Annotated in this window: 18 protein-coding genes and 1 tRNA gene; 12 read left to right on the plus strand and 7 right to left on the minus strand. The window is 32.1% G+C overall.

Annotated elements, in window-relative coordinates; all coding sequences use genetic code 11:
• Position 1: 1 nt before the first annotated feature.
• Positions 2 to 3298: a carbamoyl-phosphate synthase large subunit gene (carB, locus tag SOI86_RS02120; RefSeq protein ID WP_320681969.1), complete on the minus strand. Its 3297-nt coding sequence runs from the start codon at positions 3296 to 3298 to the stop codon at positions 2 to 4.
• A 107-nt stretch (positions 3299 to 3405) separates the two neighbouring features.
• Between carB and SOI86_RS02125 the strand changes: the two genes are divergently transcribed.
• The 5 genes from SOI86_RS02125 (at position 3406) to SOI86_RS02145 (ending at position 5971) form a co-directional block, all read left to right on the plus strand.
• Positions 3406 to 4044: a DUF3318 domain-containing protein gene (locus SOI86_RS02125; protein ID WP_320681970.1), complete on the plus strand. Its 639-nt coding sequence runs from the start codon at positions 3406 to 3408 to the stop codon at positions 4042 to 4044.
• Entirely contained in the window at positions 4034 to 4378 is a 345-nt protein-coding gene (gene rsfS, locus SOI86_RS02130; RefSeq protein ID WP_320681971.1) for a ribosome silencing factor, read from the plus strand. The genes SOI86_RS02125 and rsfS overlap by 11 nt, the downstream gene beginning before the upstream one ends.
• A gap of 9 nt (positions 4379 to 4387) precedes the next feature.
• Positions 4388 to 4882, plus strand: coding sequence for a CGLD27 family protein (locus SOI86_RS02135; protein WP_320681972.1), 495 nt, complete (start codon positions 4388 to 4390; stop codon positions 4880 to 4882).
• Complete coding sequence (locus SOI86_RS02140) at positions 4883 to 5848, plus strand: asparaginase (RefSeq protein ID WP_320681973.1); 966 nt, start codon at positions 4883 to 4885, stop codon at positions 5846 to 5848.
• Positions 5849 to 5894: 46 nt separating this feature from the next.
• A tRNA-Met gene (locus tag SOI86_RS02145) sits at positions 5895 to 5971 on the plus strand.
• A 158-nt stretch (positions 5972 to 6129) separates the two neighbouring features.
• Here SOI86_RS02145 and SOI86_RS02150 read toward each other — a convergent pair.
• Positions 6130 to 6555: a hypothetical protein gene (locus SOI86_RS02150; RefSeq protein ID WP_320681974.1), complete on the minus strand. Its 426-nt coding sequence runs from the start codon at positions 6553 to 6555 to the stop codon at positions 6130 to 6132.
• Between the two features lie 169 nt (positions 6556 to 6724).
• On the opposite strand from SOI86_RS02150, the gene SOI86_RS02155 reads away from it, so the two are divergent.
• Both SOI86_RS02155 and SOI86_RS02160 read left to right on the plus strand, forming a co-directional pair.
• Positions 6725 to 6907: a hypothetical protein gene (locus SOI86_RS02155; RefSeq protein ID WP_320681975.1), complete on the plus strand. Its 183-nt coding sequence runs from the start codon at positions 6725 to 6727 to the stop codon at positions 6905 to 6907.
• A complete protein-coding gene (locus SOI86_RS02160) occupies positions 6904 to 7068 on the plus strand; it encodes a hypothetical protein (protein WP_320681976.1) in 165 nt (54 codons plus the stop codon). Before SOI86_RS02155 ends, SOI86_RS02160 begins: the two co-directional genes overlap by 4 nt.
• Positions 7069 to 7331: 263 nt before the next feature.
• On the opposite strand, the gene SOI86_RS02165 is transcribed toward SOI86_RS02160, so the two are convergent.
• Entirely contained in the window at positions 7332 to 7496 is a 165-nt protein-coding gene (locus tag SOI86_RS02165) for a hypothetical protein (protein ID WP_320681977.1), read from the minus strand.
• Positions 7497 to 7651: 155 nt separating this feature from the next.
• Entirely contained in the window at positions 7652 to 7942 is a 291-nt protein-coding gene (locus tag SOI86_RS02170) for a hypothetical protein (protein ID WP_320681978.1), read from the minus strand.
• Positions 7943 to 8594: 652 nt separating this feature from the next.
• Here SOI86_RS02170 and SOI86_RS02175 point away from each other — a divergent pair.
• The 4 genes from SOI86_RS02175 to SOI86_RS02190 all read left to right on the plus strand — a co-directional run bounded on the left by SOI86_RS02175 (position 8595) and on the right by SOI86_RS02190 (position 10101).
• The gene (locus tag SOI86_RS02175; RefSeq protein ID WP_320681979.1) at positions 8595 to 8996 is read left to right on the plus strand and encodes a MarR family transcriptional regulator; all 402 of its coding nucleotides are present in this window, start codon (positions 8595 to 8597) and stop codon (positions 8994 to 8996) included.
• Positions 8997 to 9184: 188 nt separating this feature from the next.
• The gene (locus SOI86_RS02180; protein ID WP_320681980.1) at positions 9185 to 9382 is read left to right on the plus strand and encodes a hypothetical protein; all 198 of its coding nucleotides are present in this window, start codon (positions 9185 to 9187) and stop codon (positions 9380 to 9382) included.
• Entirely contained in the window at positions 9382 to 9579 is a 198-nt protein-coding gene (locus tag SOI86_RS02185; protein WP_320681981.1) for a hypothetical protein, read from the plus strand. The genes SOI86_RS02180 and SOI86_RS02185 overlap by 1 nt, the downstream gene beginning before the upstream one ends.
• A 324-nt stretch (positions 9580 to 9903) precedes the next feature.
• On the plus strand, positions 9904 to 10101 hold the full coding sequence (locus SOI86_RS02190; RefSeq protein WP_320681982.1) for a hypothetical protein: 198 nt from the start codon (positions 9904 to 9906) through the stop codon (positions 10099 to 10101).
• A gap of 323 nt (positions 10102 to 10424) precedes the next feature.
• Here SOI86_RS02190 and SOI86_RS02195 read toward each other — a convergent pair whose 3' ends face one another.
• From SOI86_RS02195 to SOI86_RS02205, 3 genes are all read right to left on the minus strand, one after another.
• Positions 10425 to 10607, minus strand: coding sequence for a hypothetical protein (locus SOI86_RS02195; protein ID WP_413350859.1), 183 nt, complete (start codon positions 10605 to 10607; stop codon positions 10425 to 10427).
• Positions 10608 to 10762: 155 nt separating this feature from the next.
• Positions 10763 to 10888: a hypothetical protein gene (locus tag SOI86_RS02200; RefSeq protein ID WP_320681983.1), complete on the minus strand. Its 126-nt coding sequence runs from the start codon at positions 10886 to 10888 to the stop codon at positions 10763 to 10765.
• A 470-nt stretch (positions 10889 to 11358) separates the two neighbouring features.
• Positions 11359 to 11577, minus strand: a complete 219-nt coding sequence (locus SOI86_RS02205) for a hypothetical protein (protein WP_320681984.1) — start codon at positions 11575 to 11577, stop codon at positions 11359 to 11361.
• 539 nt (positions 11578 to 12116) lie between these two features.
• Here SOI86_RS02205 and SOI86_RS02210 point away from each other — a divergent pair.
• Entirely contained in the window at positions 12117 to 12506 is a 390-nt protein-coding gene (locus SOI86_RS02210; protein WP_320681985.1) for a cytochrome b6f subunit family protein, read from the plus strand.
• Positions 12507 to 12558: the final 52 nt, after the last annotated feature.

Consider the following 12558-nt stretch of genomic DNA (forward strand, 5'->3'; position numbering starts at 1 on the left):
TTTAATAATTATGGATTTCTTGTAATGAGTAGGTATCAATTTTATTACTTCGCAAAGCTTTTATTGCTTTAATGGCTGCCTTTGCTCCAGGGATGGTTGTAAAGGTTGGAATATTATATTCTAAAGCAGCTCGTCTTAAATATGCGTCATCATGTAGAGCCTGGGATCCTATTGGAGTATTAATTATTAATTGAACAAGTCCAGAACGAATTAGGTCTTCTATATTTGGTCTACCTTCATGTACTTTTAAAACCTCTTCAACTTGAATGCCTAAATTAACCAAATATGAGGCTGTACCTTTTGTCGCAATTAATTTAAAACCTAAAATTAACAATTCCTTTGCAATTTCTTCAAGATTCTTTTTATCTAAGTCATTAGTGGACAAAAAAGCTACTCCATCAGAAGGGACACCATTTCCTGCTGCCAATTCAGACTTAGCATAAGCAATTCCAAAATCTTTAGCTAAACCCATTACTTCACCTGTTGATCTCATTTCTGGACCAAGGAGTGTATCAGATCCAGGAAATCTTTTAAAAGGCAAAACAGCTTCTTTTACTGCCTGATATTTTGGAGAAAATTCCTTGGTAAAATCAATCTCTTGTAATGTAAAGCCTAGCATTAACTGGGTAGCTAATTTTGCAACTGGTTTTCCTATGGCCTTTGAAACAAATGGGACAGTTCTAGAAGCTCTTGGATTTGCCTCAAGAATAAATAACTTGTGTTCTTTGTTATTTAAATTTGTCACTGCAAATTGCAAATTTATTAAACCAACAACTTTTAGTCTTTTTGCAATTAATGTAGTCCACTTCTTTACAGTATCTAAAGTCGGTTTTGAGAGAGAAATGGAAGGTAAACAGCAAGCTGAATCTCCAGAATGAATTCCTGCAGGTTCCACATGTTCCATTAGACCAGCAATTACAACAGAACCTTCTGAATCACATAAAGCATCTACATCTATCTCAATAGCATTATTCAAATATTGATCAAGAAGAATTGGATGATCAGGGGATACCTTAACTGCTTCAGAGATATATCTAGATAATTCATTCTCATCTTTAACAATTTCCATTGCCCTGCCTCCTAAAACATAAGAGGGCCTTACAACCAAAGGGAATCCTATATTTTTTGCAACAGTCTGAGCTTCATTTTGATTACGTGCCATACCATTTAAAGGTTGCCTAATACTTAATTCATTAAGTATTTTTGTAAACTCCTCTCTATCTTCTGCTAAATCGATTGAGGTTGGAGAAGTCCCAAGAATTTTTGATCCAGTTCTGACACCATCATTAGATTTAAGCCATTCAAATAAAGGTAATGATAATTTTAGTGGAGTTTGACCTCCGAATTGAACAATCAAACCATAGGGGTTTTCGGCCTCTATTATGTTGATAACATCCTCAAAAGTTACAGGCTCAAAATATAAAATATCGCTAGTATCGTAATCGGTAGATACAGTTTCAGGGTTACTATTGACAATTATTGTTTGGTATTTATTTGTAGAAGCTTGATAGGAAGCATGACAACAACAATAATCAAATTCTATTCCCTGACCAATTCTGTTGGGGCCCCCCCCAAGAATCATAATTTTTTTTGATTTATTATCTTTTGAAATCTCGCTATCAAAAATTTGAGAATTTAAATTAACAAAAGACTCTTCATAAGTTGAATAATGATAAGGAGTTGAGGATGAGAATTCTGCAGAACATGTATCAACAGTTTTATAAATTGGTATTACATTCATGTCTTTTCTATATCTTCTTACTTCAAAAAACTCTGAATTAGTTAACTTTGCTATTTGTTGATCTGAGAACCCTAATTGTTTAGCATTTAGCATCAAATCTCTATCCAAATCAAAAAGTTCTTTTTCTTTCAAAAAATCATTTTCAAAATTAAAGATATTACGCAATTTTTCGATAAACCATGAATCTATATTAGTTACTTCTTGAATATAAGAATTAGATTTCCCCAGCTGCATAGCTTTTTTAATTATAAGAATTCTTTCAGATGTAGGGTTTCTTAAACTGTTCTTTAAGTCATTCTCGTTCTTAGATTCATCTAGTAAATCACATTCCCATCCACAAATACCAACTTCTAAGGACCTTAATGCTTTCTGAAATGATTCTTCAAAAGAACGACCGATTGCCATTGACTCACCAACTGACTTCATAGCTGTGCTTAAGGTATTTGATGTCCCTTTAAATTTTTCAAAAGCAAACCTAGGAATTTTGGTGACAACGTAATCAATTGACGGTTCAAAACATGCAGGTGTCTTTTTTGTGATGTCGTTAATAATCTCATCAAGTTTATATCCAACAGATAATAAAGCTGCAATCTTAGCTATGGGGAATCCAGTTGCTTTACTTGCCAAAGCAGAGGATCTACTTACGCGAGGGTTCATTTCTATGACAATTACTTCTCCATTAGTTGGATTTATTGCAAATTGAATATTACTTCCCCCAGTTTCAACTCCTACTTCTCTGATGATTTTCAATGACAAATCCCTCAATCTCTGATATTCCTTATCTGTTAAGGTCTGTGCGGGAGCTACTGTAATTGAATCTCCAGTGTGGACACCCATTGGATCTAAATTCTCAATACTGCAAACTATTACAACGTTGTCTGCATTATCTCTCATGACCTCTAATTCAAACTCTTTCCACCCAATAAGTGATTTCTCAATCAATATCTGATTACTAGGACTTTCTTCTAAACCTGTTTTACATAATTCGATAAATTCTTCAAGGTTATATGCGATTCCGCCTCCAACACCACCTAAAGTAAATGCCGGCCTTATTATAAGAGGATAAGAATTAATTTTTTTTGATACCTCCTTTGCTTCATTTAAATTAGATGCTATCCCAGATGGGCATACATTTACATTTATTTTTTCCATCGATTCCTTAAACAACTTTCTATCTTCAGCCTTTTTAATAGCTTGCAAATCAGCTCCAATTAATTCAACATTATTTTTTTTCAAAAAATCTAAATCTGATAATTTAACCGCAAGATTCAAAGCGGTTTGACCTCCCATCGTGGGTAGTATTGCATCTGGTTTTTCTCTTAGAATGATCTGAGAAACAATTTCAGGAGTTAATGGTTCAATATATGTTTTGCTTGCGATCTCAGGATCAGTCATTATTGATGCCGGATTTGAATTTATCAATATGATTTCATAACCAGCTTTTCTTAAAGCTTTGCAAGCTTGAGTACCAGAATAATCAAATTCGCAAGCTTGTCCTATAACAATTGGTCCTGAACCTAAAATAAGAATTTTCTTAAGATCACCTCTTTGAGGCATAATTTAAACCTTTATTTATTTCATGCTACTTATAAATCATCAGATGTTAATCAAGTTACTTGAAAAGCAACATTTGTTTCTATAGTATTGAAAGAAAATAATTTTTTATGAGCGAACTTCAGCGACTTAAAAGTTTGTTGCCTCCAGAGAATGAAAGTTGGGTATTTGTTGAAGCTGCTGCCGCTATAGACCCACCTTTGATAATGCTTGAGGAGATTGGTCGTGACGAAGTAGAAATTCAAATAGATTTAGATGAATGGGATAACTTTGCTATTGACCACAGAAATTTGTTATTTTGGCACGAGGTAGGAAAAATTCAAAATGACGCTATTCCAAGAGATGGATGGGAAATGGCCGCTCTTGCAATTGGTCTTGGAGGAGCAATTGGGGAATTATGGGTACAAGATGGATTGCTTTTATTACTGGCGCTTGGTTTATCAAGTTTTGCAGGGTATAGATTATATTTAAAGAATAATTCTGAAAAGAAACTCCAAGATGCTATTTTTGCAGATGAAAGAGCTATAGACCTTGCTTGTAGATTTGGATACAGCATACCAAATGCTTACAAAAGTCTTGGGGGAGCATTAAAGGAGCTAATTGAGAAAACCAGGAAAAAGAAAAAACGAAGTTTCTTTGAGGATAGATTAGATGCCCTAAGAAAAAGTGCTGAAAAAGCCAGATCAGAGTTATCCCAGCAAGAAGGATCAGAAAAATCAGTATCAAGTGAAAATGTATATGGACAATAAAAGTTTGGTTTTAATGGCAGCTAAAGCCTGTGATGAAAAAAAGGCAAAAGATATAAAACTTATAAAAATTGATAAAGTCTCTTTCATAAGTGAATGGATATTAATTGCAGAGGGATTATCTGATGTACAAGTTAGATCGATAACTAATTCTGTAGAGGGAGATTTGAGAGAGAAGGCTAAAATAGAACCTATAAGGAAAGAAGGTGTTACAGAGGCAAAATGGGCTCTACTTGATTATGGTGATTTGATTGTAAATATTTTTCAACCAGAAATAAGAAAATATTATGATCTTGAATCATTCTGGAGTAATGGAGATAATCTTAAATTCCCATAATTGGTATTTATGAAAGAAACAAAATGTCCTGTACCTAGGGAGCAACAACCGACAAATGAATTTATTGAATTATCAAAATCTAAAATTTTTTCATGGCCAAAAACAAAAAAATCACTGATTCTAATATTGATTAAATTTTGGGTTGGTGCTTTTGTTTTATTTCTTGTTATTTCGTCTGGAAGTATATATTTCAAAACAAAAATTTTAAAATATATTCTATTAAGTTTTTTTAGTAGCTTATCAATACCTCTATTGATTTCATTAAGATTATACATTGGTTGGAATCATGTATTTAAAAGATTGATTTCTGAAAGAGTTGAGTACGAAGAGTCTGGTTGGTATGACGGTCAAGTATGGATAAAGCCATTAGTTTTAAAAGAAAAAGAATCACTTATTGCCTCAATTGAGGTAAAGCCTATTTTAAAAAATTTAATTCAAATTTTATCTATAATTTCAGTTTTAGTTTTAGTAGGATTTTTGCTTTTTCAATATTACAATTTCTAAATGAGTACAAACTTCAAAAACCTATACACATCAAATAATCCACCTTTACAAGCAACCTTAATTAGAGGTTCTAACATTGAGTCAATCCATAAAATTCATGCTGTTATTAGCGACAAAAAAGGGAGGGTTTTAATGTGCGCAGGGAATCCAGAATATAAAAGTTTTATAAGGTCAGCATTAAAACCATTTCAGGCAATACCTTTTGTAAGCAGTGGGGCCGCATCAAATATCAATAATTCTTCAAAATCAATTGCATTAGCATGTGGTTCCCATAGTGGCTCCAAAATCCATACAAGAGAAGCTTTTAAAATTTTATGGGAGTACGACATCGATATTCATAATTTGAAATGTCCAAAAGCAAACACAAGTCCACTAGAACATAATTGTTCAGGCAAACATGCTGCTTTTCTAGCTACATGCAAAAAATTAAATTGGCCAATAGAGACTTATCTAAAGGGAGATCATCCACTTCAAATAGAAATATTTAGAATTATTTCCGAATTACTTGAAATCCCCATATCTGATATAAACGCAGAACGCGATGATTGTGGTGCCCCAACTCTTTTTTTAAAGCTAGTAGAAATGTCCAAGCTATATTCGCTTCTAAGCAGTTCAGACAATGCTGAATTAGAACAAATCAGTAGAGCTATGACAACAAACCCGATAATGATAAGTGATAAAAATAAATTTGATACAGAAATAATTGAGGCTTCTCATGGACAAGTTATAGGTAAGGGTGGTGCTGAAGGTATACAGTGTTTTTGCAAAGTAAATGAAGGAATAGGATTAGCTTTAAAAGTAGAAGATGGATCAAGAAGAGCCAAGCATGCTGTTAGTCTTCATTTACTAAAACAATTAGAGTGGATATCTGACCTAAGAATTCAAGACATTGAAGAAAAGGTATTTAATTTTTCTGAAGGAGTGCGAATTGAAGTTAAAGGTAAATTAAAATTCCAAGAATCCTAAAGAAATAAAAAAAAACAACCCTTTCAGATGTATGCTATGTATATGACGCGGGGTAGAGCAGTCTGGTAGCTCGTCGGGCTCATAACCCGAAGGTCGGAAGTTCAAATCTCCCCCCCGCCACCAATGAGAAGCCCGTCATAGACGGGTTTTTTATTGCCTGAATGTACTCAAGGATATGACTAGGGTGCTAATAAGGGTACTGAAGAGACATGAGAGACACCAAAAACCCTTTAAAAGACACCCAAATGTCAACTTTCATGTCAACTTTCTTTCATGTGTTCTTAGTTAATAAGAATTGTTTGAGATCCATCTTTATTATCTGTTACGGTTATTTTTTTATTGGGAAATGACTTAGATAATAATCTTTTCAAATTTTTATTTTTGTTTGAGATTATATATTGATTTTCTTTGGCATTAGCTTTCTCTATCTTGATCAGTTGCGTCTTCTTCAAAAAAGCAATCCTCTCATCTTCTTTAGCTTTCTCTATAGCTAACCTATCTTCTTCTGCAACTACATCATCATTAGAATTGTTTTCAATCAAAAATTTTTTTTGGTCTTTCAAAAGTAATTCGACCAATTCTTTTTTTGTTTTACGACTATATAAGTGAATTGATAATTTTTTTGCTTCTAGACGTATTTCTCTGAAGCTTAGTTTAAGTAACTTATCTTTTATGTTTTCATCATTATCAAGGAGATTATTAATCATTAATTTTAAAAACTGCTAAAGAAGATAGTATGAATATCCTCGATAATGCAATGTATTAATTACTTATTAATAATTAAAAGTCGATATATTCTTACTAAATCAAACCAATTCCTGATATAGATGATTTAATAGACGAAAAGGAAAATAAGTTTAATGATGGTTGGTGGTAATGAGTACTAAATGGAATGACAAATCCTGGCAGAAAGACTTTTTGAATATGAAGTCACATTCTCCTGCTGATGCAAAGCTACTAATGGGAGGTGTAAAAGGATTAAAAGATGCTTGGCGTTTAGGTGTTCTTCATGTTGAATACGAAAGACTAAAGAAGATACAAGAGCAGCAACAACAATGAAAGAAGAAATAGATTGGAAAAAAGAATTACTAGAGAGCGGAAAGTTCAATAATCAATTTTCAAAAAATATATTAGAAACTGGAGCAAAGAATTATATGCAGGAAATTTATATGGGATATATGTATTCCAGATGGAGAAAAATTAGAGGTCTAACTAAATAACAAATACCAAAATACAGACAGCTATGTTTAAGAGCAAGCTAATGGTTTTAGAATTAATTCTCATAATTATCTAGCTTTAGTAAGCTTAATTTCTCTCTTAATAAGTAATGCTATAACAACAACACACATGTTCATTAGAAATACGTCTAATGGCATTTAATAAAAAAAGTCTCTAATCAATTAATAGCAATGATATTGATGTGCCAATAAAAAAAGAGGGTTTAACCAACCCCCCTTTTTAGATCATAATTAAGCAAGAAAATTTAGGAATCTAATAATTCCATTTCTTTTTGAGCTTGCCTGATTCTTTCTTCAAAGACGGATCTCTTGTATGGAGTAACTTCTCCATTTTTAGTTGCCAAAAGCTGGGCTTGATGAAGCCTATTGGCTTTGTTGATTTTGTCTCTTATTTGTAAGAGGTTATTCATGGTCTTATGCAGTTAATGAGAATCCCGTTCCCTATTCCCATGTCATGCGTCCAGTTATATAAATATTGGATGAACGTAAATAAAAAATAACATTCAATAATTATTATTGCGAGAGTAATTCTTACTAAATTTCCATACTCTTTAAAAAACAAAACCTAATCATCGTAGACCAGACAACGAGGGTCGGATGGATCTAATTCGCATTCCTTATCCCAATAGTCTGCTAGGTCTGTTGACATCTTTTTCTCTTGGATTAGTTCCTTGAGAGTTGAATAATCATTTGCATTATCAAGATCTCTTGAGTTCTTATCTTGAATGCAGAATGTTGTTTTTAGTTTCATGGTACTTACCTCGTATTCACATCTATGGTCTAATCCATTTAAATAGTTCGCTGAGAATTTTATGTGTGCGGTAAGAGGTACGAAAATGTACGGATTGAGGATCAAAAAGAACTCACTGATCCCGAGTGAGCGAGATAAAAATATTTTTGAGAGGATCTTGGAAGTCTTATTTTAGACCTGTGTTGCCACTCTAAATTCGTATTGCTATAAATTTAAAGCGGACTAAAGTCTGTAAACTCCACGAGGATTTAGTTCGCTCCGATTCGAGCATTTTTGTTTTACGAGTAATTGTTCTAGACATGTTTTTTGTTTGAATAACGTTATTAATAAGTGTTCGAAATAATACAAATGTTTTGATTGTTGGATATAAGAGTTTTGTATATTGCTAGTACACTTCGAATAAGGTTATTTAGGTCAGTTACTAAATCCTCGTGGAAAAAGCTTTAGTAAATTTCTTTTACTGGTTACTAATGAGATCAGTAGAATCCCATTACGGCGCATCCTTAGTTCCAGTAAAAGTTCCTTCTAATACGATCAAACGTTTTTATTAAATTTTCTAGGTTCTTTAAGGTAAAAATTAATAAATTATTTCTTAGCGTTTAATGCTTTTAATAGAGTTTCATGCCTTCTTTTTGACTTCATACATGGAGATCTAGTTTTACCAATACAGCATAAACTATCCACTAGTGGATCTATACTCGAAAACCGACACATAATACGTTAATATCATAGTCATAGAGACAGGAATGGACTTGAGATGACACAGTCAAAACTTGAGCAAATACTGAAGATAGACAACGAATCGTATAATCTTTTACGAGTCCTTACTATGTTTATGAAGTTAGATAAAACGCAGGACGTTCCACTTCAAGCAATGGCAGTATTTTGGTTTGTAGCAACCTATCAGAATTGCAGTAAAAAGAATATTGAGGAACACTTTAAAATGAGCAAAGCTAGTGCATCAAGACTCACAGACTATTTAAGTAGATATCACCGACTAGGCAAAGCTGGTTTAGGATTAATTTCAAAAGAATCTGATCCTAAAGATAAAAGGAAAACACTTTTGAAGCTAACACGGAAAGGTAAGGATTTAATAGAGAAGTCTTTTAGTACACTTTATGAAGACGTAAAAGATTACGAAATAGACTATGAAGAGTAATGAATAACCTAATTAATCCTCTAGCACTTGGAAAAGTATTAAAGAAGTACAATTTAACTCCACAGAATAAGCAGCAAATAGTCTTACTATCTAAACGGAAAACCGAAACATGGTCAGCCATTCATAGACTTGCAAGAAGACTAGAATTTACACAGTCAGTAGTAGATCAGCAGCAACACTAAAATCGCATGAATAAAGAAGAAAGAAGGAAAAAATATAAATCAATGACAAGCCAAGAAAGGCAAGAATTGATCCTAAAGAAAATGAAAGCTAAAGGAATAGAAGTAGGAAGTGGAGTCCCAGATAAAAGATATGCCAGCAAAGAAGTTTATGAATTAATCCATATTGCTAATTGCTTTCCTGAATTAAGAGAAAAAGATAATTAATGGAAAAATTTACTTTGATAAATAAGGATAGATCAAGAATAAAAGTATTTGAACCATTTGAGGATGTATCGAAGCCTAGTCCTAGTATTGATGCAATGATGGTTAGTTATGGATGTGTATACAAAAGGAGTAGTAAACCAGTTATGAAAGGGAGTCGAGTTGAAACTATTGAAGCTGCACGAAAAGAATATAAGTAGTTATTGGTAGAGGGTTTGAAGAAGACAAGTATATTTAATAGCTATTTTTAAAAAGTTGTTGCAAACGCTCAAAATCGTGATAATCACTTATTAAGTGATAGAAAGACTAGACCCATTATCAAACCGTGAAACCGGTAACTGCTCTGATGGAGCGTCAGCATTTCGAGAGACCATCTATATCTCTGCTTACCTATATCCATAATCGTCTAAGGAGGGACTCGTGCAAGAAAAAATTGTCTTGTCTAAATATTTAGATGAAGACTTGAATAAAGTCAGAGAGATTTTCAAGATCTGGAACAATGACGATGAGGAGGATTGAGAACATTGACGAACGATCTCGAAAAACTTACGAAGTCACTTTTAAAAACTTCAAGAGCTATTAAGTCACATAAATGGAATACGTTTCAAGAGCTTAAGACCCTATTAATTCAAGAAAGTCAATTAATGATTAAGCTTGTAATGGTAATGGGTTTTGACCTAGCTCTAAGAAATCAGTATTTCGTTAAGAGAGGAAAGTCATAGCAATTCTCTCAACAATAAATCTTGAGAGCTGTAAAAACAGCTCTCTTTTTTTCAATAGCGCTTCATTTTTTAGAGGTCATTTTAAAGGTTAAATATGCAAAGCCACCTAGTAATAGCAAACTAACAACACCATACGTAATAACTATTCCATACATATGAGTCACTTAACCAATCAAAGAAATAATAAGGGTTAATATTTTTTCAGCAATAAATCTTCTATCCATTAAAAAGAGGGTTTTATCCCTCTATGTTAGGTCGACTGTCAATCATTAATAAGTAGCTAATCCTTCAACTCTTCCTAAAAATTTGAAAATTTAACCTATTTACCACCACATACCGAGATTTAATTTTTTTGCATCCCTATTACATGCAAGCTCACACTGGCTTAACTCTTTGACTGAGAGAGCCTCAAGTATTCTTGCCATATCAATAGAAGATAGTTCTCCATTAACGTTCCACTTAAGTGTAGTTTTACGTTGAGGGGTGTTTTTTGTTTTCTTCATCATGACTTTATAAGGTCGGGAATAATTAATTAGCATGATTATTTAAAATTCTCAAATATTTATTGAATAAAAGAGTATAAATTACCAAAAAAATGTGAAGTTTTTATAAGTTAACCAATTAAATTTATTTTTAAAAATCCAGAAACTATAGGTGTTAATTATCCATCTAACCTATCTGCGTAATCTCTTAAAACTTCAGCAATCTTTTGAGGTGGAATTTCTTCTTGATATTCTCTACATAAATCAAAAAATTTATCTAAGAAATCTTTCATTGAAGAGGACATTAAAAAAGGAGCTATTTGCTCCCTAGTTTAGATCGACTGTCAATCAATAAAAGGCTACATCATCTCGTAGCTATCAAATTTAGTTTTTAACTTTGCTGCTTTATGCAAAAGACCAACAGCTTCTTTTCTTCCTGTAGCTTGTTGCGCTTGGAGCGTTAAATCAGCATATTTTTATTCGATTTTCTTTTGCATTGTTAAATTAAATAGAGACCGTTTTTGACTCTCGCTAGCATCAAGGAATACTTGCAGAGGATAAGGAATCAACGGTAAAACCTCAGAGTCAAGAATTTGGAACGGGTTAACTCATGTATTAAATTTATAATCAATTAGCTTAACACCTCTTTGTATCTACGATTACATTCTTATAGTTACTGATTTATCTCTTTTATTGGTCAGCCCGACGAGTAAATATTGGTAAATAAATTATTGGTAAATAAATTGATAATTCTTATGTCATCAAAATTAGAAATTCATGTCAACCTTAAAGTGAGACTCAATAAGTTGACATAGATTAAATAGATGTCAACTCCTATATCAACAAGGTATACAGTCTCATTGCTACCAGTGGATCCATGCCAAATACCTTTGGCCTCATAACCCGAAGGTCGGAAGTTCAAATCTCCCCTCCCGCCACCATTTAGAAGCAGATTCAAGGTTGCTTTTTTAGTTTTTGCAATTGCTTTTAGCAATTAATAAAGATTAAAAAAACAGAAGGATTATATTTTGTACTAAAAATAAGTTATTAAAACTTATTAGAAAGATCATTTTGAATAGAAAACTTTAAATCAACTCTAACTATTAAGCCTATAATGATAAAAAAAATTCCAATGTACGAGTTCAGAGATAGCTCCAAAATATTTAATTAAGTTTCTAACAAGATATTAAATCATAAATTATTTCTATTAAATAATCTCATAACAAATAATAAAAAAACAACATAAAGCTTAAACTTTCCAAAATCTAAAAATTTACTTTTATAGGGTAGAGTTAAAACTATTAATTTGTTAATAAATGGAGAACTTAATACAACGTGACCTAGGTTCAAGTTTACTATCAATAGCGATTATTCTAGGATTGCTAGGTTTAATATCTGTCTTTCTGAGAATCCTAGCAATTTCAATAAAAAGAATTCTTGAAGCAATATTCAAAGAGTCCTAATTACAGAAATAATTCAATACATTAGAATTGTCCACATAATTCTTTTATGAATAGGTATAATAACCTAAAAATGTCAATTTTAGATAAAGCCAAGATAAAGAAATCTGTTCAAGTAAACTTAGAGCTTTCAAAGGATAGGCTTACTAAAGAAACCATTGATGCTATAAATGTTTCTTCCGTTTGTAGAATCAACGATTTCAGAATAACTGATGGTAAAGGTATAGGAGTAGTCTTGCAATTATCAAATGGCAAAGAGCAATGGTTCTTTGAAGATGAAATTAATCTCCTCGATGAAAATGGTAATATAATAATAAAAGAAAATAATACAAATTCCAATAATAGTTTGATACTAGAAACCTTAAGAAAATTAAAGTATGAAAATAAAAATAAGGTTGGCGAGTTAATTAATCCAATTAACTTTTTTCTCTGGTTAATTGTATCGTTTAAAGATATTTTTTAAATAGTTAAGAAATTTTCTAAAATAGAAATAATAATAAAATTATTTAAAGAAG

This window comes from Prochlorococcus sp. MIT 1314 (genome assembly GCF_034093315.1).
Taxonomy (GTDB): domain Bacteria; phylum Cyanobacteriota; class Cyanobacteriia; order PCC-6307; family Cyanobiaceae; genus Prochlorococcus_A; species Prochlorococcus_A marinus_Y.